This is a genomic window from Ensifer sp. 22460 (genome assembly GCF_052044935.1).
In the GTDB taxonomy this organism is placed as follows: domain Bacteria; phylum Pseudomonadota; class Alphaproteobacteria; order Rhizobiales; family Rhizobiaceae; genus Ensifer.
Genome location: NZ_JBQENZ010000043.1, coordinates 1 through 20,250 on the forward strand (window position 1 = coordinate 1; position 20,250 = coordinate 20,250).

At 59.4% G+C, this 20,250-nt stretch carries 25 protein-coding genes and 1 pseudogene; 19 read left to right on the top strand and 7 right to left on the bottom strand.

Going from position 1 to position 20,250, the window contains the following annotated elements:
• Positions 1–191: transposase (locus ACTJKM_RS33645; protein ID WP_440659925.1), on the top strand; the 191-nt coding region annotated here is incomplete at its 5' end.
• Positions 192–375: 184 nt separating this feature from the next.
• Here ACTJKM_RS33645 and ACTJKM_RS33650 read toward each other — a convergent pair.
• A complete protein-coding gene (locus tag ACTJKM_RS33650; protein WP_245296322.1) occupies positions 376–618 on the bottom strand; it encodes a hydroxymethylpyrimidine/phosphomethylpyrimidine kinase in 243 nt (80 codons plus the stop codon).
• Between the two features lie 567 nt (positions 619–1,185).
• Between ACTJKM_RS33650 and ACTJKM_RS33655 the strand changes: the two genes are divergently transcribed.
• The 14 genes and pseudogenes from ACTJKM_RS33655 to ACTJKM_RS33720 all read left to right on the top strand — a co-directional run bounded on the left by ACTJKM_RS33655 (position 1,186) and on the right by ACTJKM_RS33720 (position 9,683).
• Entirely contained in the window at positions 1,186–1,557 is a 372-nt protein-coding gene (locus ACTJKM_RS33655) for a hypothetical protein (protein ID WP_156437238.1), read from the top strand.
• Between the two features lie 135 nt (positions 1,558–1,692).
• Entirely contained in the window at positions 1,693–1,914 is a 222-nt protein-coding gene (locus tag ACTJKM_RS33660; protein WP_245296321.1) for a 3'-5' exonuclease, read from the top strand.
• 180 nt (positions 1,915–2,094) lie between these two features.
• On the top strand, positions 2,095–2,442 hold the full coding sequence (locus ACTJKM_RS33665) for a hypothetical protein (protein ID WP_245296320.1): 348 nt from the start codon (positions 2,095–2,097) through the stop codon (positions 2,440–2,442).
• Positions 2,439–2,597 (top strand): hypothetical protein, encoded by a 159-nt coding sequence (locus tag ACTJKM_RS33670; RefSeq protein WP_197423559.1) that lies wholly within the window; start codon positions 2,439–2,441, stop codon positions 2,595–2,597. Before ACTJKM_RS33665 ends, ACTJKM_RS33670 begins: the two co-directional genes overlap by 4 nt.
• A gap of 160 nt (positions 2,598–2,757) precedes the next feature.
• Positions 2,758–3,234, top strand: a complete 477-nt coding sequence (locus tag ACTJKM_RS33675) for a 2'-5' RNA ligase family protein (RefSeq protein ID WP_058330223.1) — start codon at positions 2,758–2,760, stop codon at positions 3,232–3,234.
• Positions 3,235–3,497: 263 nt separating this feature from the next.
• Positions 3,498–5,006: a PAS domain-containing sensor histidine kinase gene (locus ACTJKM_RS33680; RefSeq protein WP_113515377.1), complete on the top strand. Its 1,509-nt coding sequence runs from the start codon at positions 3,498–3,500 to the stop codon at positions 5,004–5,006.
• Positions 5,002–5,613, top strand: coding sequence for a response regulator FixJ (gene fixJ / locus ACTJKM_RS33685; protein ID WP_058330225.1), 612 nt, complete (start codon positions 5,002–5,004; stop codon positions 5,611–5,613). The genes ACTJKM_RS33680 and fixJ overlap by 5 nt, the downstream gene beginning before the upstream one ends.
• A 91-nt stretch (positions 5,614–5,704) precedes the next feature.
• Entirely contained in the window at positions 5,705–6,046 is a 342-nt protein-coding gene (locus ACTJKM_RS33690) for a hypothetical protein (protein WP_058330221.1), read from the top strand.
• Positions 6,047–6,114: 68 nt separating this feature from the next.
• The gene (locus ACTJKM_RS33695) at positions 6,115–6,756 is read left to right on the top strand and encodes a helix-turn-helix domain-containing protein (RefSeq protein ID WP_058330220.1); all 642 of its coding nucleotides are present in this window, start codon (positions 6,115–6,117) and stop codon (positions 6,754–6,756) included.
• A 424-nt stretch (positions 6,757–7,180) separates the two neighbouring features.
• Entirely contained in the window at positions 7,181–7,525 is a 345-nt protein-coding gene (locus tag ACTJKM_RS33700) for a hypothetical protein (RefSeq protein ID WP_058330219.1), read from the top strand.
• 123 nt (positions 7,526–7,648) lie between these two features.
• Complete coding sequence (locus ACTJKM_RS33705) at positions 7,649–7,915, top strand: ATP-binding protein (RefSeq protein ID WP_440661781.1); 267 nt, start codon at positions 7,649–7,651, stop codon at positions 7,913–7,915.
• 389 nt (positions 7,916–8,304) lie between these two features.
• Positions 8,305–8,673, top strand: a complete 369-nt coding sequence (locus ACTJKM_RS33710) for a hypothetical protein (protein ID WP_058330217.1) — start codon at positions 8,305–8,307, stop codon at positions 8,671–8,673.
• 53 nt (positions 8,674–8,726) lie between these two features.
• A pseudogene (locus ACTJKM_RS33715) lies at positions 8,727–9,312 on the top strand (alcohol dehydrogenase catalytic domain-containing protein); the annotation flags it as partial.
• Positions 9,313–9,569: 257 nt separating this feature from the next.
• On the top strand, positions 9,570–9,683 hold the full coding sequence (locus tag ACTJKM_RS33720) for a BTAD domain-containing putative transcriptional regulator (RefSeq protein ID WP_280938130.1): 114 nt from the start codon (positions 9,570–9,572) through the stop codon (positions 9,681–9,683).
• 120 nt (positions 9,684–9,803) lie between these two features.
• Here the strand turns inward: ACTJKM_RS33720 and ACTJKM_RS33725 are convergent, their stop codons facing one another.
• Together ACTJKM_RS33725 and ACTJKM_RS33730 are read right to left on the bottom strand one after the other, a co-directional pair.
• A complete protein-coding gene (locus tag ACTJKM_RS33725; protein ID WP_058330216.1) occupies positions 9,804–10,094 on the bottom strand; it encodes a DUF6894 family protein in 291 nt (96 codons plus the stop codon).
• Between the two features lie 283 nt (positions 10,095–10,377).
• Positions 10,378–10,680 carry an alkylphosphonate utilization protein gene (locus tag ACTJKM_RS33730; RefSeq protein WP_440661783.1) on the bottom strand — a complete coding sequence of 101 codons (303 nt, stop codon included), beginning with the start codon at positions 10,678–10,680 and terminating at the stop codon, positions 10,378–10,380.
• A 74-nt stretch (positions 10,681–10,754) separates the two neighbouring features.
• On the opposite strand from ACTJKM_RS33730, the gene ACTJKM_RS33735 reads away from it, so the two are divergent.
• A complete protein-coding gene (locus tag ACTJKM_RS33735) occupies positions 10,755–11,465 on the top strand; it encodes a nitrilase-related carbon-nitrogen hydrolase (RefSeq protein ID WP_245296257.1) in 711 nt (236 codons plus the stop codon).
• A 388-nt stretch (positions 11,466–11,853) separates the two neighbouring features.
• Here ACTJKM_RS33735 and ACTJKM_RS33740 read toward each other — a convergent pair whose 3' ends face one another.
• From ACTJKM_RS33740 to ACTJKM_RS33755, 4 genes are all read right to left on the bottom strand, one after another.
• Positions 11,854–12,651 (bottom strand): inositol monophosphatase family protein, encoded by a 798-nt coding sequence (locus tag ACTJKM_RS33740; RefSeq protein WP_440661785.1) that lies wholly within the window; start codon positions 12,649–12,651, stop codon positions 11,854–11,856.
• Between the two features lie 322 nt (positions 12,652–12,973).
• Positions 12,974–14,491, bottom strand: coding sequence for a sulfatase-like hydrolase/transferase (locus ACTJKM_RS33745; RefSeq protein ID WP_440661787.1), 1,518 nt, complete (start codon positions 14,489–14,491; stop codon positions 12,974–12,976).
• Between the two features lie 255 nt (positions 14,492–14,746).
• Positions 14,747–15,571, bottom strand: a complete 825-nt coding sequence (locus tag ACTJKM_RS33750) for a glycerophosphodiester phosphodiesterase (RefSeq protein ID WP_440661789.1) — start codon at positions 15,569–15,571, stop codon at positions 14,747–14,749.
• A gap of 35 nt (positions 15,572–15,606) precedes the next feature.
• Positions 15,607–16,629 carry a LacI family DNA-binding transcriptional regulator gene (locus ACTJKM_RS33755; protein WP_440661791.1) on the bottom strand — a complete coding sequence of 341 codons (1,023 nt, stop codon included), beginning with the start codon at positions 16,627–16,629 and terminating at the stop codon, positions 15,607–15,609.
• A 114-nt stretch (positions 16,630–16,743) separates the two neighbouring features.
• On the opposite strand from ACTJKM_RS33755, the gene ACTJKM_RS33760 reads away from it, so the two are divergent.
• The 3 genes from ACTJKM_RS33760 (at position 16,744) to ACTJKM_RS33770 (ending at position 20,247) form a co-directional block, all read left to right on the top strand.
• Positions 16,744–18,117, top strand: coding sequence for an ABC transporter substrate-binding protein (locus ACTJKM_RS33760; RefSeq protein ID WP_065375125.1), 1,374 nt, complete (start codon positions 16,744–16,746; stop codon positions 18,115–18,117).
• Between the two features lie 74 nt (positions 18,118–18,191).
• Positions 18,192–19,145 (top strand): carbohydrate ABC transporter permease, encoded by a 954-nt coding sequence (locus ACTJKM_RS33765; protein WP_440639313.1) that lies wholly within the window; start codon positions 18,192–18,194, stop codon positions 19,143–19,145.
• A 1-nt stretch (position 19,146) separates the two neighbouring features.
• A complete protein-coding gene (locus ACTJKM_RS33770) occupies positions 19,147–20,247 on the top strand; it encodes a carbohydrate ABC transporter permease (RefSeq protein ID WP_058329222.1) in 1,101 nt (366 codons plus the stop codon).
• The last annotated feature ends 3 nt before the right edge of the window (positions 20,248–20,250 follow it).

Consider the following 20,250-nt stretch of genomic DNA (forward strand, 5'->3'; position numbering starts at 1 on the left):
TGTTCCTGCCGCCCTACAGTCCCGACTTCAACCCCATCGAAAAGGCCTTCTCCAAGCTCAAGGCACATCTGAGGAAGGCGGCTGAGCGGACCGTGTCTGGTCTGTGGGACATGATTGGCAAGCTCGTCCATCTCGTCGCGCCAAAAGAATGCAGAAACTACTTCAACTCATGCGGATACGATCCAGCATGAAAGGGAAATGCTCTAATGCCTGGCTTCGCTGACTTCATGGCAATTGAGGTTGTCAAATTTCGCTTTTGGCCTCAATGGCCTTCCGACAAACGCGGGTTGATACTTGAGCAACCTCCCCAAGTTCGATCGGCTGTATGAGCCGGTTAATTGGCGCTTGAATCCTGGCTCGAGACGGTGCTTCATCTCATTCCTGACCGGCTTCGATCAGAACGTCCCGCGCGCGCCGACTCCCAAACCGTCCGGCCTGCTCACGCATATCGCGGATCGTGTCGACAGATCGTTCGAGAAGACGGCCGATTTCGTTCGGTATCAGCTTCTCAACCTCATTGGCGGCTCTGATTAATTCGGAGATAAAGGCGGGGACGGATGACATGGCGAGCAGATGAGCACCGGGACCAGAAAGCAGCTGAAGGGCCGAAGCTCTCATTGTCATTCGGTTTGCAAATTTTAATGCCAAGCAAACGATTAGTCATTACCCTGAATTGGTATGAACCCAATTCGCGTAGCGCGGTCGGGAACGGGAACGAGAGCTGCGCGCGCTCCGTGAGGTCTGCCAGCAGCTTTCGCGCTAAAGGGGGTCAGCGTTCACATGAACGAGTGGAGCAAGGACGCACGGGGAAATCTTCGAGTATCAACCGTCAGCGATTGGAAGGCCGAAGCCGTCACCGCAGACGGCAGTGGTGACGTCGTCCTGAGGGTCGAATTCAGTGTTGACCCGGAGCGAACGGATGTGTCGTCACTGCAGTTTAGATTGACCGAGCAGCAGGCAAAAAGCATGGGTGCGGCGTTGAGTTCAGCCTCGAACCAACCACCGCAATCGTCGGATCTGATCTACCGTAGCGCCCGACAGCGCGTGCGTACATAGGCGCGGAGCAACAAATGTAGCGCGGCGCCTATGCCAATTGGCATCCCGCGGTTCAATCCGTTCAAACCCATCGCAAACGAGTACCGTTCGCTGTAGCGCCAAGCATCACGAGCCTGCCAGAGGTGCGCAATGAAAACTGACGAAATGTCGCTCAAGTATCCCACTCTCCGGCCTGATGGGGCTGTTGTGGAGATTAAGTTGGATCAGGATATCGCTGCCACGCTCGCGCGGCTTCCGGACGATCCTTCGCTTTACTTCGATCTTGGCGAACCACACCTCCTTATTCCGCTCGAACAGTTGGTCAACGCGCGTGCGCGCGAAAGAGGCATCGTCAATGCCAACCGCCATATGTTGACCGCGGCGAAAGGCAATCAGGAGAAACGCAAACCCCTGACGGTTCAGTCCTTGGACAACGCGCTGCGGCTCGTGGTGGATGGCAATTCGACTTTGCTCAACGCTCGTCATTCGAAGTGGCGGGCGATACCTTGCTGCACTAGATAGTTAGATCCCACTGTCTCGATCACCGGAATCGGCCTCAAGGGACGAAACAAAACCCACGATGAGCAGGCGGAGAGAAACCCGTGGCGGCCGGATCGCACTAGAAACGGGGCGACCGCACTAGGACGAGAGAAAGCAGTGTCGACATCCCGCGTTCGCGTCATCGATCTGGAAACGGCCGGCAATGGACCGAACGACGTTTGCGAGATCGGGTGGCAGGATGTGGTCCTTGAAGACCATGGACGTTGGGCCGTCAACGATGAACGTGGCGCGCTGATGGTCAATCCAGGACGGCCGATTTCGCCCGACACGATGGCCATCCATCACATTCTCGACGAACAAGTCGCCGGCGCGCCCTAGTGGAAAGATGTCGCCCCAGGAGTGTTGCGTCCGCCCGGCAGGATCGACGCTCTTGCTGCACATCGTGCGGCCTCCGAGCAGCGGTACTGCACGCCTCGCCTGACCGGCGGCTCACGCTGGATTTGTACCTGGAAGTGCGCCCTACGGGTCTGGCCCGAGCTCCCGCGGTTTTCCAACCAGATGCTCCGCTACCTGCGTATGCCGGAAGGGCTCGTTCACGAGTTAGGGCTGCCGGCCCATCGAGGCATGCCGGATGCCTATGTCACCGCCCATCATCTGCGCGACCTGCTGAACGCGACATCGCTCGATCAGTTGCTGGCGTGGAGCGCCGAACCGGGGCTCCTGCCGCGCGTGCCCTCCGGGCCAGATCGTGGAAAAAGTTGGGATCGCCTTAGTACGGAGACGCTCACGGAATTTCTTCACGATAGAGATAGCGATATCCGTTTCAGCGCCCAGACCGAGTTGGCAAGGCGGGGTGAACTCGAGCCGCCCGCTGTTATCGAGCCAGTGCAGCGAACCTTGCTATGAAAGCGACCGACGCGTCGCGCACGCGCCGGAGGATGGGCGATGCCAAGGCGGCGCTTGGTGAAGATGGCCCTATCTGGTGGGACTACGACGATCCGGATCTTAGCCGGCGTCTGGTGAAGAACACGCAGCCTGCGCTTGCACATCTGCCGTCGTAAGGCACATTGCCCCCACCCAGCATCGACAGGACTTTGGCTTGAAGACCCGCAAACCACTCATCCTCACCGCCCGGATCGCGGAGACAGACCTTGAACCCTTCGATCGCCTTCGAAAGGCGCATTTCCGTCGGATCGAAACTTCCTTCGGGCTCACCTGACGATGTTTCATCGGCTGCCGGGTGAACACCTCGAGCGGATCGTCGGAGAATTGCAGTCTGCTGCCACCAAGCGTGGCCAGATCCGAGCGGAGGTAGCCAGTGTTCGCCATCTCGGCGCGGGTGTCGCATTCAGGATCAAAAGCCTTGCACTTGAGCAGCTTTACGCAGAGCTTAGGTCCGCTTTCATGCCATGGTTGGGTGGCCAGGACATGCAGGGGTGGCAGCCGCATATCACCGTCCAAAACAGAGTTTCGAGGTCAGCCGCAGACACCTTGCACCAACAACTGACACACCATTTCAAACCGCGCTCGGTGATTGTGGAAGGCCTGAACCTCTGGAGATATCTAGGCGGGCCTTGGCAGCCCGAACGGACGGTCAGTTTCGCAGTGGTGCCCGCTCGCCGTCCAGGGCCAAACGCCGGTTCAGCGACCCTCTTTGATGACCGTCGATATCGAACCATCTATTCGACAGATGTCTAAGAAAACGAACGCAAATTATGGAATGATTGAAACCTGGACACTTCCATCTGCGGCCACCCTTGGGTCGTCGGTGCGAGCGAAAGGTATCCTGCTAGAATTGCGTGCTCGCTTGCCCCTGGTTTCCCGCAACAATATGAAGTCCGAGCTCGGAAGCGCAAACTGTCATAAAGTGCCTGGCCGTCAAAACGGCCCGGCTGAGTGGGTGGCAGAGGTGTGACCTTCATGATAAATGTCAATTCTAGGTAGAAGAATGTTTAGACATGATGCCAACTGGTAACCCCGGCTTCACGCGCACCATCTCGAATTTCGTCCTCCGCTGCAACTGGCCCGCCTCTCAAGGTTACGGCTTTGCCGCGACCGCTGTTCTGATTGCCTTTCTCCTTCGTTATTTCCTCATGGGTGTTCTGGATGATCGGGCAATCTACATTCTTTTCGTACCCCCCGTTCTCCTTGCAGCCGTTATCGGGGGTATTGGTCCAGGAATGCTTGCTGTTATCGCCTCCATCGGTTCAGCAGCCTATCTGAGGTCACTTACTCCCGGCGGGATCCAAATACCTGAATTGGTCGTGTTCACCGCCGTGGGGGTTGCAATTTCCTTCTTGGGAGAATCGCTCCGTCGGGCTCAACATGACTTAACAACTGTTGACGAGGCCTTGAGTACAAGAGAGGCGCACCTCCGGTCGATCCTGGACACTGTTCTCGACGCCACCATCGTCAGCGAACAGGACGGAACAATCGTATCATTCAACGCCGCGGCTGTCAGGCAGTTCGGCTATGCCGAAAATGAGGTGATCGGCCAGAACCTGCGGATGCTGATGCCGCAACCCTATCGCAAGGAACACGACGGCTATCTCGAGCGGTACCTCTCTACGGGCGAGAAGCGAATTATCGGAACCGACCGTGTTGTCGTCGGTCAACGAAAGGACGGATCGACCTTTCCCATGAAACTTGCAGTCGGGGAGATGAGATCGGGTAGTCGAAGGTTTTTCACGGGTTTTATACGCGACCTGACCGAGCGTGAAGAATCGGCCGCTCGCCTGCAAGAGGTTCAGACCGAGCTGGCGCGACTGGCCCGCCTCAACGAAATGGGCGAAATGGCCTCGACGCTCGCCCACGAATTGAACCAGCCGCTCTCCGCTATAGCCAACTATGTCCACGGTTGCGGACGGCTGCTTCAGTCAGCCGAAAGTCCGCGCGACGTCCAGATTCGCGATGCCCTCAAGGAAGCCGGAGAACAGAGCCTACGTGCGGGGCAGATTATCAAACATTTGCGGGAATTCGTCACAAAGGGCGAGACCGAGAAGTCACCTCACAATCTGCGGCAACTGGTCGAAGAGGCCGGCGCGCTTGCACTGGTCGGATCGCGCGAGAAAGGGGTGCGCACTGTATTCGACTTTGAATCCGGCGCCGACCAAGTCATGGTCGACCGAATACAGATACAGCAAGTGCTGACAAACCTCATGCGCAACGCCGTAGAGGCGATGAAAAATTCGCCCAGGAAGGAACTTTTGGTCACCATTCAGCGCTTGGGCCCTGCAGAGGTGATGATAGCTGTCGAAGACTCCGGCCCTGGCATACCTGAGGAAATTGCGGCTGACTTGTTTAAGCCGTTCACAACGACCAAAGCCGGAGGAATGGGCATTGGCTTGTCGATCTCCAAGCGTATTGTCGAGGCGCATGGTGGGGACCTAACCGTGTCCACCGGGGGCTTGGGTGGCGCATGCTTCCGTTTTACCCTGCCGCAATACAACGAGGAAGAAAATGCCGATTGACGACTTCACCGTGCATATTGTCGACGACGAAGAGGCGGTCAGGAAATCGCTTGCCTTTATGCTGACGATGAACGGATTGGGCGTCCGAGTGCACGAGTCCGCCACTGCGTTCCTTTCCGTTGCTCCAAATCTGCGGCAGGCCGTGCTCATTACCGACATGCGCATGCCCGACCTTAGCGGACTGGATCTAATTCGCCGTCTGGCAGCCCTCAAGACAACGATCCCGTCAATCATGATAACTGGGCATGGGGATGTGCCGATGGCCGTGGAAGCGATGAAAGCAGGAGCCGTCGACTTCATTGAAAAGCCCTTCGACGACAACACCATTGTTGATGCAATCCGACGCGCCTCTGAGCGCCTGAGCGATGCATCGTCGCCGATTGAAAGTGGTGAAGACATTCGGGCGCGCATCAGCACTCTAAGCGACCGCGAGCGTCAGGTTCTGACCGCGGTCGTCGCCGGACAGCCGAACAAGGCGATTGCGTTTGCCCTAGACATTAGCCCGCGCACCGTTGAAGTTCACCGGGCTAACGTCATGGCGAAGATGCAGGCCCGCAGCCTCCCAGAACTTGTAAGGATGTCACTCGCAGCAGAAGCCGCAGACTAATCGCGGCATCCTCTTGATCTGGAACAAAGCCCAGCCTGCCCGTCTGTGCGAAGTTTGAGGAACCATCGCGCCTCGAACCCACGGAACCGCAGTGTCCAGCCCGCCCCCTGTCGTCACGATTGTGAAAGACGAAGCCTTGCTCCGATCCCTGGTCTTCGCGATGGAGGCGCATGGATACCAGGTCGAGCAGTTCGGGTCATGGATAGCAGCAAAAGAGCGAAGCTCCGTCGCCGAAATCCTGGTCCTTGACGGATCTCTGCCGGCGATGGACATCGAAGAGTGTTTGGTGTTGGCGGCCGGCAAGAGAGTGGTATTGCTTGCAGATGAAGACATCGACCGGGTGAGGCCGCGCCAGAACATTCTCGTCCTTCACAAGCCTCTCTCCGGTTCTGATGTAATCGCCGCCTTGGCCGCACTACGTAGTAACGCGTAGTGGAACGAACGAATTTCGCACGCGGCCATGCTTCGTCATGATCTGACCGTCAACAAAGGGTCGGTCATATGCACACTTCTACCGCTGCCATCGCCTCCTTCAGCTTCAACGCCGCCGCCGGCCCTGATGGTCGTTCGTTCGCTCGGCCTCGCGCGATCTCATTCTACGAAGCAGAAACCGAAATCTACGCCCAAGGCGAACTGGCCGGCGCGCTCTATCGCATCGAGTATGGAGCTGTTCGGATCTTCCGCCTGCTCGCCGACGGCCGCAGGCAGGTGGTTGCGTTTCACATTGCAGGAGAAACCTTCGGCTTCGAAGCGCGGACCATGCGCAGCTTCTTCGCAGAAAGCATCATACCTACGGGTCTGACAACCGTCCCCATCGAAGAAAAAGGCCGCAGTTCTTCGGAATTAATGGCGCTGGCGCTGGAGAGCATGGTGCGGGCGCAGGAACATCTTCTGGTCGTTGGAAAGCAGAGCGCGCTCGAAAAAGTGGCCGTCTTCCTCGTTGACCTTTACGAGCGTCAAGGTGCAGACGGCACACTCGACCTTTCAATGACCAGAACAGATATCGGCGACTATCTTGGCATGACGATCGAAACGGTCTCGCGGAGCTTTTCTAAGCTTCGCTCCATCGGGGTCATTCGACTCAAAAGCGCACGCACGGTCGAGGTGTTGAACGTGACAAAGCTACGGCTGATGAGTGAATAGGCGGTTTGCTGGACGCCCGCGGCCGCGATACAACCGGCTATTGCGGCGAGTTCCGCACGAGACGCTGTTTGGTTGCGGGTTTGACCAACGGCAAGGGGGATCAAGGCCGCCAACGAGCATCAACACATCGCGGAGCAGATCTGAGTCCCCATGGACGCCGCTTCCTTGATGTCGCGGGTATAGATGGACAGTTGGGCCCGTCGTGGAGCGTGCCCGTGCGTAGCGGAATCGGCTCGTCTAAATTTCCACTTGGGGACAGCCGAGAGGACTGGGTGCCGCTCGAGCGCGATGAGCGAAGGCGTTAGGGACGCGCAGCGCCCGACCTCGGTTGCGGTTTGAGAGTCTCGTGACCTCTGTTACGGAGATTTAAGATCGTGTTCAGCTACATTAGCTAAGAGACACGAATGGGAACTGGGGGCGACACATGAGTGAATTTCAAAACAAAGCCGTTCGTTTGACGGCAGCGTGCGATGGCACGGCTGCCGCCGGCGATATCGTGGAGCGTCGAAAAAAATTCTTGGGAGCCGCTCTGGAGCTTAATCAGGCATTAGAAGCCGCGGTGATTGCTGGCACGAGCTTACCCGTTGGCGAAAATACCATTCGATCCCCAGACCTGATTATTGGCGACCTGATGAAAGAACTGGCAGTCATTGGCCACCTCTTGGATATCGACGTTATGCAAGCCGGTCATAATACCCTTGACCGTCGGATGAGAGAAATTAGGAAGGCTTTCAAGGCGGCGTCGGTGAGAACAAGACAATCCGCGTGAAGGCTACCTGGCAATGAACGTTCGAAACCTTGTCGCCGGAAGGCGATACGCCGTACGGCCGCTCGGCCGATCGATAACAAAACGCATACGTTCCAGGACCTCTCGTGGGTCGGAGTTCTCCGGGTGGATGTCCAGCGGCGAGTGAAAAATGGCGACCGCTCCGTCGATATCGTCGTCGAGGACAAGGGGCCGGGGATTCCGGAGGCGATGCACGAGAAAGTCTTCGCTCCCTTCTTTCGCCTTGAGGCTTCGCGAAACCGCGAGACCGGCGGTGTCGGTCTGGGCCTCGCAATCGCAAGAACGATCGTTCGCTACCATGGCCGCGATATCGCGTTCTCGCAGGGCGATCCCGGTTTTAGGGTTACGATCGACCTGCCGAAAAAGGTGTAGGTCTATAGCCGACAACTGGCAACTCCCCGGGCAACGGCATCAGGCTTCCAAAGTCGCGATGGGTATCGAGCACATCTGCCGGCTTATCGGTCGTAGTTCTGATCGAGCAGGCGGCAACACGCAGCCGTCAGAACCAGCGAGTTCATCCAGCCGGAGAAAATCGCATGCGGTAAAGAGGAGGATTCATCTATGGTCCATCGGCTCTTTGCCGGCGCATTCATGAGCAGCGCTCATAGCCGCATGCGCTGCTCACTCCTGCATTGTCACGTTTGCAGTCCTCACAAGATGTCTTTAGATCGCCTGGTCTGTCCGTTGCGGCTTTAAGGGAACTCCCGTCTGTCCCGTGAGTTTCATTACGATCGAGTGGCATCGGATGGAGAGAAAGCGCAATGACAAATATCAAAGCCAGGGGATTTGAAAGCCCATCGCATTTGCGGGAACACCTGGACGAACTTGAGCAGGACAGTCCCGCTGAAGATCCATCGCTGGCAGAAGCCGTTCTTCCCCCTGAGGAAGAGATCGCTGAGCTGCGCCGTGCGGTCGCCGACCTGCAGGCTCGGCTGATGACAATTCGTGAGCAGACGGAGGAGATAGATGCGCCTCCATCGCGAGGGGATCTTCACCCATGGCTTAGGATTGTTGTCACAGCTGCGACCACCTTTGTCCTCGCACGGCTCGTACAGCAGTTTCGTCTCGGCGCGCCGGGAGCCGCGGCTGTACCGATGCTCACCGCTCAACTAGACCGCAGGTTATGGTGAGGCCGTTATCAAGCTAGCCTTCATCATCGACGGCTTCGAGCGTGAGATCATCCATGCGGCGCCGTGGCCTGCACGGCAAAGGCGACATCCGTTGTGAGGAGGTCGCAGGAGCCGAAAATCCTCAAACCCACCGACGCTATCATCAAGCTAGCGGCGTCCTGTGTTTGTGGTTCCGATCTCTGGCCCTACCGCGGGCTCCAGCCGATGGGCGGGCCGGCTCATATGGGTCATGAATATTGCGGCGTGGTCGTCGAAGTCGGCGACCAGGTCAAGACGGTGAAGCCTGGCAAGTTTTGTCGTGGGATCATTCTGCATCTCCGACAATAATGCCCCCATTGCCGCTTCGGGTTTCCATCCTCCTGCGAACAGCGCGAGTTCATGTCCGGAGCGCAGGCGCCGTTTGCTCGAATTCCACTTGCTGACGGTACTCTGGTCGCAACGCCGGAGATGCCGTCCGAGGATCTTATTCCAAGTCTCTTGGCCGTCTCGGATGTTCTTGGTACCGGCTGGTATGCAGCAGATGCGGCACGCGTCCAGCCGGGTTCGACGGCGGTCGTCGTGGGCGACAGGGCCGTCGGGCTGATGGGTGTGCTTTCCGCCAAGCAGATGGGGGCCGAGAAGATTATCGCCATGAGCAAAAGGATGGCTGGCACGAGGCCGCCACCAAGGGCAGCTATGTTCTGTTGAAGGGGAACGATTTTCGGGAGCTCTCACTTAGGCGGGCGTGCCTGTAAGGCGAACAGGCCACGCCCATCCTCCGAGACTTTTTAACTCGAATATTTGCACCACTCGCAACGCTTCACCCGCCACATCGTGGGAAACGAGCCGGGTGCCTTCGTTCCCACGGCAAAACGCCTGCTCAGCCTCGATCCACTGCGAGAGGACACCGCGCGCTGATGCGCGTCTATGCAACGAAGGGGCAGTTCAACCTCGCCCTCGTACAATACCAGCGTCGCGCCGATACGCTGCGCAAGCAGCTCGGTGTGCAGCCCGAGAACATCGCCTACTAGGTGATAGGCGACGGCCTCTTCGACCTTGTCTACGTGCAAGGCTGGGTTTCTAATCTGGACTACGCCTGGCAGTCGCCGAGACTGTCGCGCGTTCTGCACCGTCTCGGTTCCTTCTGCCGCCTAATCCCCATTGACAAACGCGGCTCCGGTCAGTTCCCGCCAAGCGTGCTCGAACTTCGAGCTTGCAGACTGCCAGGGGGGCATGGCCTTCGTCGCAGTTACGCGCGCCAAAACCGGACCACCTGCCCTTTCAACTGTTACGATCACGCTCCGGTGCCTGTCGTCTTCTGCGATCCCGTCCGCAACCGATCTCCCGCGCGCCACTGCCTGGCTGTCGCTAGCATGAAACGATCCGGTGTGGTCGCGATTGACTGTCCCAAGAAGATGAATGTGAAAGAGGTATCGGCGCATCTTCGTACTCGAACACCGGCATGGCTTTCCACTTCTTAGCAGCTTCTAAAGTTCTTTGCGCGTGACAGTTGCGTGACGCACCCCTTGCCGCCCGGTTGCCCTGTTAGGGCGCGATCATTCTTTCATCCGTCGTGTTGAATTACGAGGCCGCCCTTGCCGTCTGATGCGGCGCCCTCAGGGGCGTGACAGTCAGAGTGGATCGAGGAACGTGTCGCCCACACCATCTACGTCCCCGCGGATCCCCGCCCGTCCGACTTCCCGACAACATCGCTGATGTTCTTGGTTACCGCTTGCGAACGAACTCGGTGCGCAGGACCAAGCCCTTGATCGCGTCGTGGCGGCAATCGATCTCTTCCGGGTTATCGGTGAGCCGAATCGACCTGATGACTGTGCCCTGCTTTAGGGTTTGGCCGGCACCCTTCACCTTTAAGTCTTTGATCAGGACCACGGAGTCTCCGTCGGCAAGAAGATTACCGGAGGCATCGCGAACCTCCGCGACCTTCGCAGCTTCCGCGGCGATTTCCGAGGCCGGCCGCCATTCGCCGGTCGCCTCGTCGTAAAGGTAGTCATCGCTCTGGTCACTCATGTTCACTCCACTCAAGTACCCAATTTGCCTTATCGGATCGCCGCGATGCTCTCGTCATCGGCAGCTAAAATCGTATGTGCCTCTATCCCCGTTGCCGCGCGAAATCAAACCGCAGTTCAACGCCGATCCACAAGCGATGCGCGAGAGCGGCGAGCAGATTCCGGGGGGAGAAATCTACGCGTTTCTCTCACAGACTGGCCGCCAAACACGCCATCACACTTCATGCGGGGTCAATCGTCGAAAAGGATGGGAGCAACTTCTACAACACGACGCTCGTATGTGGGCCGGATGGCCGACAGAATACCCGCTACCGCAAGATACATCTGTTCGATGTCGATACGCCGAACGGAACGAGCTATCGGGAATCCGATTACGTTACGCGCGGCAACGACCTCGTGACCTATAGGATTGGCGTCGCAGTCGTTGGATGTGCGATTTGCGACGACCTGTGCTTTCCCGAACTTTTTCGGGCGCTCAGAGATCAGGGTGTGAATGTTATCGTCCTGCCCGCAGCATTCACTGAGGCAACCGGCCGGGACCACTGGGAAGTCTTGCTTCGCGCGCGCAGCATCGAAACGCAGACTTATCTTCTGGCCGTCGGCCAAACCGGCTCCCACGCTCAGGGAAGAAAGCTCTGCTGGAAACACTCCCTAGCCATCGACCCATGGGGTCGTATTTTTGCTCAAAGCCCCGATAGCGTTGGGTCCATCTCTGCTACTTTGGACCTCGACTACACCAAAACTGTTCGCGCGCCATTCCCGTCGCAAATCACCGTGTCCTTTTGAGATGTGGTGAGGACTCGTTCGATCCGTGTCAGGAAATAGGCGCAACGCTTTCATTCGCGGTGCTGCTGTCGTCGAAACCGCCGATATCCTTCAGCCAGATAGTTGCGCTCACGAGAATCTGCCACTGAAGACGATCAAACGGGCGATGTATAGCAGAGCAGGCCCGGAGGGCCCGAGAGCACGCATGCTGCTGCTCAACAACAATAATCACCACACAAATTGAGGAAGACCCTCGGTCGTGTAATGGCGAGCACTTGCCCCCCTCGCGGCACGCTCCTTTTGAGCGCAAAGCGAACTGAAAAGAACTTTACGGGCTAATGCTCCTCAAAACTGCCAGAAGCTCCTGTTCACCAACAACTTGAGTGTCAGGCAATTAATTGCGACAGGCTCAACGGCCATGGATTGCCAACAGATCGGCAAAGGCCGTCGGATTGCTGGCCAGCACTGGGTGGGCCTCCAACAGAGCCTCGCCCTCGGCCGGGAAGGACAGATAGTCGCCGCCGGCTTCCTTCACCAGGCAGTAACCAGCCATGCAGTCCCAGGCGTGCATATGTGGCTCGTAATAACCGACCAGACGGCCCGCCGCGACATAGGCGAGCATCAGTGCGCCGGAGCCGTTGCGGATGAAGTTGCCGCCCATGCGGAGCAGCGCGGCGATGATCTGCCCAACCCGCTCCGGTTCTACATAGGTATTGCAGCCAATTCCGGTGATGGCGTTCTGGATGGTACGAGACGGATCGAGGTTCAATTTCTTTCCGTTGAGGCTAGCGCCTTTGCCAGCGGCCGACGCATAGAGTTCGCCGTCGCACGGCGCATGGATCATGCCGATCACCGGCATGCCGCCATGCAGAACCGCGATCGAGACACACCACGTCGACATACCGTTGACGAATGGCGCGGTACCGTCAATCGGGTCCACAACCCAGATATAGCCTGAAGCACCCTCCATGTGGCCGAATTCCTCGCCGAGGAACCCATCCTCCGGAAGCTCCGCGGCGACGCGCTCCCGGATCAGTATCTCGACGTTTCGGTCGGCAATCGAGACGACATCCTGCGGGTCGCGCTTGGTCTCGATCACCAGGGTATCGCGCTTGTTGAAGTAGTCGAGCGCGAGCGCCCCCGCCTCCTCGGCGATTGATTTCGCAAGTTCAAATCGCCGGTCGAGACCCGCTTCATGCATGCTCATAGGTCTTTCCTTTCGTAATGAGAGAAGTGTACTTCGTGATCAATGCAATGCCTACGATTCTTCAAGCCCGGTATGACATCAGCGTTGGCCAAAAACGTCGGTCGATATTGAAAGCGTGCCGACTTCGGTCTCCACCCCATGTTCGACATGGTCGCCGAGATCGGCCTTCCGACGAGACGACCTCCGCGCTCGACCTGCTTTATGGGGGAGGTGCTGGCCCTGATCCGGGCAGTTGGCCGAAACAGACCGTGACCATGAGTAGCTCAACGCGTTCCAAGTTGAATCGGATTGGGCGAACGGCAGTTCTGACAAGCGCCTTACGTTACTGAGCTTCGATCCCAATACGTGCGAAAGCCTCGCGCGGAGCATCACTGGCGCGCATGAGATCCCGCATGAGACGCGTCATTGCTTTTTCGATCTCCGGGGAACAAAGGGGCGTATTCTGCCCTGGATCATCAGCGAGGTCGTAGAGTCGGGTTTCATTCTCAAGGAGCGCGCCGGGACCGTAGTTGTCGAACATGGGCGACCTCTCGATCACCGGGATCTTGAGGACCGGCGCTCCCTTCGTGAAGGACATCGGCTGTGCCAGCGAGGCTCCCGCGAGTTCCTCCGGCGTGAACGGCTCCCAGATGTGAGTCGGCATCAGCGTGTATTGATAAAGCTCCTGAGAGCGAGGATCGGGCGGGAAGCGATGATAGGTATAGCGTCCATCTGTCACGTTGATCGCACCGCCGAAATAGCCGAACAGTGCGCCGCGCCGCAGCGAACGATCGGCGCCGAGCAGCGGCAGGAGGGAGTGCCCCTGCATCTCGGCAACGGTCTCCACGCCGAACAGATCGAGGAATGTCGGAGCGAGATCGATAGTCTGGGTCAGAGCGGACCGGCGGGTGCCGGCTCTTCCCGGCCGGCGCGGATCGTGCAGGAAGAGCGGGATGTGCACGATCTCCTCATACATATTCATCCGGTTCTTCGCCCAGAAATCGTGCTCCCCTAGAAGAAAGCCGTGATCGGTGGTGACAACGAGCGCGGTGTCGCGCCAAAGATCGTGCGCATCGAAATAGTCGAGAAGCTGTCCGATGAGGAAATCGCAAAGCGCGATGACGGCGTAGTAGTTGGCGCGGAGTTCTTCGCATTCCTCCGGCAGCTCGTCGACCCGGCCGTAGCGCGGCCAGTCGCGAACCGGACCGTTCCAGCCCGTCCTGAATGCCTCGCGAAACCGCTCGGGCGCGGTAAAGGGTTCATGCGGGTCGAACGTCTCGATCTGCAGGAGCCAGTGGTCGGCGGTTCGGTTCCGCTCGAGGAACTCCAACCCGGCGGCGAAGCAGCGCACCGATGGGAACTCGTTCTCGTCCTTGATGAACTCGCGGTTCACGATGTTGCGCCGAAACTTGTCGCGGGCCGACGGGCTGAATTGGCGCTCATGATACATCTGGCGCAAGCGCTCCCATGGTGGCTGCACCATTGCCTTCCACGGGTCGCCCTCCTGACCGCGGACGAAGTCGTAGCTGTCATATCGGGTGTGATAGGTGGCACCGCCGTCCTCGAAATAATGGAAGTGGTCGGTGACGAGGTGGCTGTAGGAGCCGGCCCGGTGCAGCAGTTCGGGAAAGGAATTGTCGAACGGCTCGAGCGGCCCCCAACTCCTGTGGAGAAAGCCGAGCCGTCCGGTCTGCAGGTCGCGGCGCGCCGGCATGCAGGGCAGGCTGCCGACATAATGGCGGTCGAACATCGCGGTGCGCTCGGCCAAGCGGGTGAAATTGGGCGTCGGCACCCGCTTTCCGCCGTACGGGGCGAGCACGTGTCGGTTGAGCGAATCAAACAGTACGAAGACGGCCTTCATCGACTCTCGGCCCTCATTCAGAGCTGCCCATGCAGCTTCTTGTGTGAGCGTTTCGAACGGTCCCCGCATTCATCGGCTGGCCGTTCAGAAGGGCACCGGCACCTATTTTCGCCGAAAAGAGCGCGGCCGCAACTGGATTGTACCCAGTTCCGAACACCAGCCTGCCCGCCCCCACGAGACTTCTAATCTGTGGTCCGCCTCGCTCACTATATCCCATGCACGCCTTCGACCATCGCCGAGAGCTGCTGTGTCGTCTCACCTCGGGGAGGCTGAGCCGGAGCGACCGGCGCGGCTGACGAGCATGGCGATGAAGGGCACGTCATCACCCGAGATCGTGTCGATGAGCCCGTCGGCGATCCATTGCATGAGCTCCGGCAACCGATCGCGTCCGCCGCGCCAATACTCGGCGAGAACATCTGGGCGAGGCACGTGTACGCGGTTGCTGAAGCCTTCTGCATGCAGCGCCTTCGCACCGTCGGGGCGGAACATGTCGAGCTCGATCGAGACCGAACTCGCGCTGCACGCCTTCAACACCCCGACTAGGTCGGCGTGGCGAGCATGCGTAATGGCTTCGGTCCGCAGGCCCGGATGGCGCTCGACCGCGCGCTTCAGCACCACATGGTCGAAGCTGATGACAATGACCCGGTCGACAGTTCCCGTCGATCTCAGCAAGGCTGCCACGCAATCAACAGCGATGTCCGGCCGCTCTGCCTCCTTGATCTCGAGCACAAGCCCCATGTCGTCCGCCTTCGCCCAATCGAGCGCCTCCGCCAAGGTCGGTATCTTCGTTCCGGCGAAAGCGGGATGAAACCGAACCCCCGCATCCAATTTGCGGATCTGCTCGAGGCGGAGGTCTGCCGCAAAGCCGTGTCCATCTGTCGTCCTGTCGACGGTCAGGTCGTGCAGAATGATCGGCTCACCGTCTGCGGTCAGCACGACGTCGATCTCGACCGTGGTCGCCCCTGCAGCCTTTGCTGCTTCGAATGCTGGCAGTGTGTTCTCCGGATAATGAAGGCTGTAGCCGCGGTGGCCGCAGACATGAGTACGTCCCGCGTTGCGGGCAAGGAAGCTGAAGGCCATTCGATATGCTCCTCCATGGTAACAGCGCGACTTCTCTACAAGCGCGCTCTGACTGTTTCGCGAACGACGAGTTCGACCGAGAAGTAGACGGAAATCGGCGGCAAATCGGGATCGGCGAGGCGCCGGTCGAGAATTGATACGACCTCCCGGGCAATCCGCCGGGGATCTTGCCGCAGGGTGGTCAGACGGTAGGAGGACCACGCGGCGACTGGCACATCGTCGAAGCCGATAACGGAAACGTCGTCGGGTACACGCAGGCCCGCGCCGCGAATGTGATCGAGTGTTCCGAACGCCATGAGATCATTAACGCAGAAAATCGCGTCGGGCGCCGGTCCGCTCGCCAGCAGCTGTCGCGCCGCCTCTTTTCCGCCACCATAGTCGGCGCGGCCGACCCGAACGATCTTCGTCTCGAATCTGGAAGCGGCGGCAAATTCAACAAAGGCGTGCTCGCGGGCGGAGAGGCTCGGGCTCGGATTCGCCCTGTTGATCACGGCGAAACGGGAGGCTCCAGCCATGCGCAGGGCCTCAAAGGCCTGCTGCGCGCCGTCCCTGTCATCGCAATGGACGCTGTCGAGGCCAGTCTCGGCCCTGTTCACCAATATCAGCGGCTGTCCGTTTCGTCGCGTGAGCTCGACAAGACTTGCCGGCGGCGAGCCAGAGAGGAAGATGGTCGCCTCCGCCCGATAGCGCAGCAACTGCCGGCTGGCATTCGCAACATCCTCCGATGTTGGCCCGATGTTGATGATCGCCGGCACGTTGGAGCGCTCGATCAAGGCGTAGGAGAGGGCCGAAATCATCTGGGCCCGGAACGGTGTATCGGCGTCGGAGGTCACGAGTCCCACCAGCCGGCTCCGATTGGCGAGAAGCCCGCGGGCGAGATCGTTGACCTGGTATCCGAGCGCCGCAGCTGCCTCTCGCACCCGCGCCCGCGTTGCAGGTGCGATGCTTGCGCCAGGGGTGAATGCCCGCGAGACCGCCGATCGGGACACACCCGCAAGCTCGGCGACTGCCTGGGCGCTCACGAAGCGGCCCTGGTTGCTGTCTCTGGTATCCGACACTTGCTTTGACCCCGCTGGACATTCTCCGAAGCGCATTCATAATCGGGTTGCACAGCATTGCAACAACAATGACGACACGATGAAAAGCGTGCCGCGGAACGGGAGGAAATCAGGATGAATCACTGGAAAATCGGAACTGCTGCGCTTCTCTGCGCGGCATTAGCGGGCGGCAGTGCGGCGTTCCTTTCCGCGACGCCACTCTTCGCGCAAGAAACTGTGAAGCTCGAGCTCTGGTCGCGTCAGGATCCTTCGGGGCCGCTGCGCCCTGGCAATGTGGTCAAGGCTGCCGAGCGGCTGAACAAGGAACTCGAGGCCGAAGGCTCCCCCAAGCGCGTTGAGGTTGCTGTGCGCGAGAGCCCCGCCAAGGGCTTCGACGACGACGCACTGCAGCTTCTCAAGGTATTCGGCATCGGTGAAGGCCCCGATATATTCATCGCCGCACACGAATGGATCTGCGCTTTCCAGGAAGATGGCTTCGTTCTCAAGCTCGACGACTATATCTCCAAATACCCTCAACACTTCGGCACGATCTTTCCGTCGCTCTGGTCATCAGCGAAGTGTCCCGACGGCACCTACGCAATTCCGCAGGACGCCGAGGCGAGAATGTTCTTCTACAACAAGAAGCTCCTGCGCGAGGCCGGCTACGACTCTGCCTTTGTCGACGCCATGCCGGAGCGTGCGTTGTCGGGCGACCTGACGATGGACGAGGTACTGGAGATCGCCAAGCAGGTCGTCGACAAGACAAAAGCGCAATACGGTGTGCTTCACCGGCCGAACAAGGGTCCGGACTACATCATGGTCTTCCAGGCCTACGGCAGCGGCTTCGTCGATCCCGAAACCGGCAAACTGCTCCTGGAGCGCGACAAGCTCGCTGCCGCCTTCGGCTGGTTTGAACGCGGGGTGAAGGAAGGGGTCATCCCGGCCAATAACACGGCGATGGAATTCGATGCGCTGCGCAAGGAATTCTACACCGGCAACGCCGCATTCTGGATGTACGGCATCTGGGATCTCGGCAGCGTCGGGTTCCCGACCTACGGGCTGCCTCAGGACGAAAAAGCCTTCTTCGCGGATTGGGGCTGGATCGCTGGGCCTGCACCGCAGAAGGGCGGTTCACCGGTCAGTCTGACGCATCCGATCGTCTATGCGATCGCTGCCGACACGAAGGAGCCTGAACTCGCCGCCCGCCTGCTTGGCCACGCTTCGGCGGCCGACCTCAACACCGATCACGCGGTCACAACGACGCATCTCGGCATCAAACCCGAACAACTCGAAGACCCGCGTTATGCCAAGGCCTGGCCGCTCGCCAGGGCAACCGACCTGCTCAAGATCACCAAGTTCCTGCCGAACAACTCGCAGTTCGGCGAACTCAACGGCATCATCTATGCCGGAATTCAAGGCATAGAATCGGGGCGGTTGTCAGCTGAGAAAGCAGCCGATTTCGTCATCGAGGAGGCTTCGTCCACCCTCGAGGACGTGATCGTCAAATAAGTCCGATCGGACTCGAGTCGTTGACCCGGCGCGCCCGGGTCGGCGGCTGCGAGGTCCGCCGTAAGAGCCAAACGATGACGACGATAGCAGATGAACTCACGATCGAGCGGCGCGGCCATGCGGGGTCGGCGGCGCGCAGGCGCACGAACTTCGTGATCTTTCTCGGCCCGGCGATCGTCCTGACGGTCCTCTTCTTCGGCGTCCCCGTGATCATCGATATAGTAGTGTCGTTTACCGACCTCAGCCGCTCGCTCCGCATCAGCGAGTTCACTACCGAGCAGTACGAGAAGGTCCTTCGAACTGATCGCCGGTTGTCGCAGGTCATTGGGCTGACCTTCATCTACGTCTTCGGCACCCTCGCGATCTTCAACGTGACCTTTGGCCTGATCCTCGCCATCACCACCACGGCGATTAGGAATGTATCCGGCAGCTTCTTCCGGGGCGTGTGGCTGCTGCCGCGGATGAGCCCGTCAGTCCTCTACATCCTGCTCTGGCTCTGGGCGGTGAGCCCCACCGAAGCTGGCCTCGTAAACCAGGTCCTGATGCAGGCGTTCGGGCTCGACGCGCCGCTTGACCTTTTGACCTCGGCGCCGATCGCGCTCATCATCATCTCGAACGGGTTCATCGGCGCTTCGATGGGCATGATCATCTTCACCGCCGCGATCCGCGGGATCCCGGAGCACCTGTTCCACGCCGCGGCAGTGGACGGCGCCGGGACCGTCGCAAAGATCCGCTTCATCACCCTGCCGGCGCTGCGCTGGCCAATCAGCTTTGTGACGATCTACCAGACACTTTCGCTGCTGGTCAGCTTCGAATACATCCTTCTCCTGACCAAGGGCGGTCCGTTCTACGACACGACTGTCTATGCACTTTACGTGTACCGCCGCGCCTTCGAAAGCGGCCAATATGGCTACGGAGCCGCGCTGGCACTTTTTCTCATCGTCATCGGCGTCGTCGTCGCGCTCGTCGGCTGGCGCTTCTTTGATATGGAGCGCCTGCTGCAGCGCCCGCGCATCGAGGTGCATTGAGATGGCCGCGCAAGCGATCCCCGAGGTGTCCACGGCGGCATCCGAACCGCCAGTCGATTGGGATGCAGTGGCAGCGCGGGCGCGTGGCGTTCGGCGCGCCAAGGCGGTCGTCCTCTACGCGTTCCTGATCGCCGTGTCGCTGCCGATCATCCTCCCCTATTTCTGGCTCGTCACGATCGCCTTCTCGGCCAGGGCCGGCGTTGCCGAGACGGCGGTTCTGTGGCGCTCGATGGCCGTGGTCGTTCCGACCGTCGTCGCTTTCTGGCTCACTGCCGCGCTCGCGCAAAGCCGGCGCCAGTTATGGATCGGCCTTACCGCAGTCGCCGCGATCGCTATCTTCGCCTTTGCCCTGCTGGTCGGCCCCGACCTGCACCTCGGCAATTTCATCTTCCTGTGGGAGCCGGACTTCGCCTCGGTGGTGAGGTCGCGGATCGGCGAAGTCAAAGGCGCGGTCCAGTTTCCCAACGTCTGGCATGCCTTCGGCAACTCGATCCTGATCGCCGGCGCACAGACTGCCATCGTCGTCACCGTCGCCTCATTGGCAGCCTATTACCTGTCGCGCTTCCAGTTCCCCGGCCGCTCCTCAATGCTGCGCTCGCTTCTGGTGCTCCATGCTTTCCCGGTGCTGACGCTGATCGTGCCCATGTTTTTGATGCTCTACTGGATCGGGCTGCTCGACACGCTTTCCGGCGTGATACTTGTGCTTGTCGCCTTCGAACTGCCTTTTGCGATTTTCATCATGAAGGGCTTCTTCGACGCAGTCCCATGGGACATCGAGATGAGCGCGCTGACCGACGGCGCGTCGCGACGGCAGGCATTCGTGAGCGTGGTGCTGCCTCAGGTCAGGAACGGCATCCTCGCCATCGCAGTGTTCACCTTCATCCGCGGCTGGGAAGAATACATCTTCGTGTTCACGTTCCTGATCAGGAACAGCAATTGGACAATGAGTCTCTACATGTACTGGGTGCGCGATGATGTCATGGGAGTGGACTACGGCGTCGTCTCTGCGGTCGGAGTTTTCTACCTTGTCCCGAGTCTCATCCTCTACATGGCCGCGCAGCGGTATCTCATGCAGATGTCGATCGGCGGCGTGAAAGGCTGAGAA

Excerpts from the sequence above, each read along its gene's own strand:
- ACTJKM_RS33650 (WP_245296322.1), bottom strand. The coding sequence starts at position 618 with ATGAGAGCTTCGGCCCTTCAGCTGCTTTCTGGTCCCGGTGCTCATCTG.
- ACTJKM_RS33655 (WP_156437238.1), top strand. The coding sequence starts at position 1,186 with ATGAAAACTGACGAAATGTCGCTCAAGTATCCCACTCTCCGGCCTGAT.
- ACTJKM_RS33665 (WP_245296320.1), top strand. The coding sequence starts at position 2,095 with ATGCTCCGCTACCTGCGTATGCCGGAAGGGCTCGTTCACGAGTTAGGG.
- ACTJKM_RS33670 (WP_197423559.1), top strand. The coding sequence starts at position 2,439 with ATGAAAGCGACCGACGCGTCGCGCACGCGCCGGAGGATGGGCGATGCC.
- ACTJKM_RS33675 (WP_058330223.1), top strand. The coding sequence starts at position 2,758 with ATGTTTCATCGGCTGCCGGGTGAACACCTCGAGCGGATCGTCGGAGAA.
- ACTJKM_RS33680 (WP_113515377.1), top strand. The coding sequence starts at position 3,498 with ATGCCAACTGGTAACCCCGGCTTCACGCGCACCATCTCGAATTTCGTC.
- ACTJKM_RS33695 (WP_058330220.1), top strand. The coding sequence starts at position 6,115 with ATGCACACTTCTACCGCTGCCATCGCCTCCTTCAGCTTCAACGCCGCC.
- ACTJKM_RS33700 (WP_058330219.1), top strand. The coding sequence starts at position 7,181 with ATGAGTGAATTTCAAAACAAAGCCGTTCGTTTGACGGCAGCGTGCGAT.
- ACTJKM_RS33710 (WP_058330217.1), top strand. The coding sequence starts at position 8,305 with ATGACAAATATCAAAGCCAGGGGATTTGAAAGCCCATCGCATTTGCGG.
- ACTJKM_RS33720 (WP_280938130.1), top strand. The coding sequence starts at position 9,570 with ATGCGCGTCTATGCAACGAAGGGGCAGTTCAACCTCGCCCTCGTACAA.
- ACTJKM_RS33725 (WP_058330216.1), bottom strand. The coding sequence starts at position 10,094 with ATGCGCCGATACCTCTTTCACATTCATCTTCTTGGGACAGTCAATCGC.
- ACTJKM_RS33730 (WP_440661783.1), bottom strand. The coding sequence starts at position 10,680 with ATGAGTGACCAGAGCGATGACTACCTTTACGACGAGGCGACCGGCGAA.
- ACTJKM_RS33735 (WP_245296257.1), top strand. The coding sequence starts at position 10,755 with ATGTGCCTCTATCCCCGTTGCCGCGCGAAATCAAACCGCAGTTCAACG.
- ACTJKM_RS33740 (WP_440661785.1), bottom strand. The coding sequence starts at position 12,651 with ATGAGCATGCATGAAGCGGGTCTCGACCGGCGATTTGAACTTGCGAAA.
- ACTJKM_RS33745 (WP_440661787.1), bottom strand. The coding sequence starts at position 14,491 with ATGAAGGCCGTCTTCGTACTGTTTGATTCGCTCAACCGACACGTGCTC.
- ACTJKM_RS33750 (WP_440661789.1), bottom strand. The coding sequence starts at position 15,571 with ATGGCCTTCAGCTTCCTTGCCCGCAACGCGGGACGTACTCATGTCTGC.
- ACTJKM_RS33760 (WP_065375125.1), top strand. The coding sequence starts at position 16,744 with ATGAATCACTGGAAAATCGGAACTGCTGCGCTTCTCTGCGCGGCATTA.
- ACTJKM_RS33765 (WP_440639313.1), top strand. The coding sequence starts at position 18,192 with ATGACGACGATAGCAGATGAACTCACGATCGAGCGGCGCGGCCATGCG.
- ACTJKM_RS33770 (WP_058329222.1), top strand. The coding sequence starts at position 19,147 with ATGGCCGCGCAAGCGATCCCCGAGGTGTCCACGGCGGCATCCGAACCG.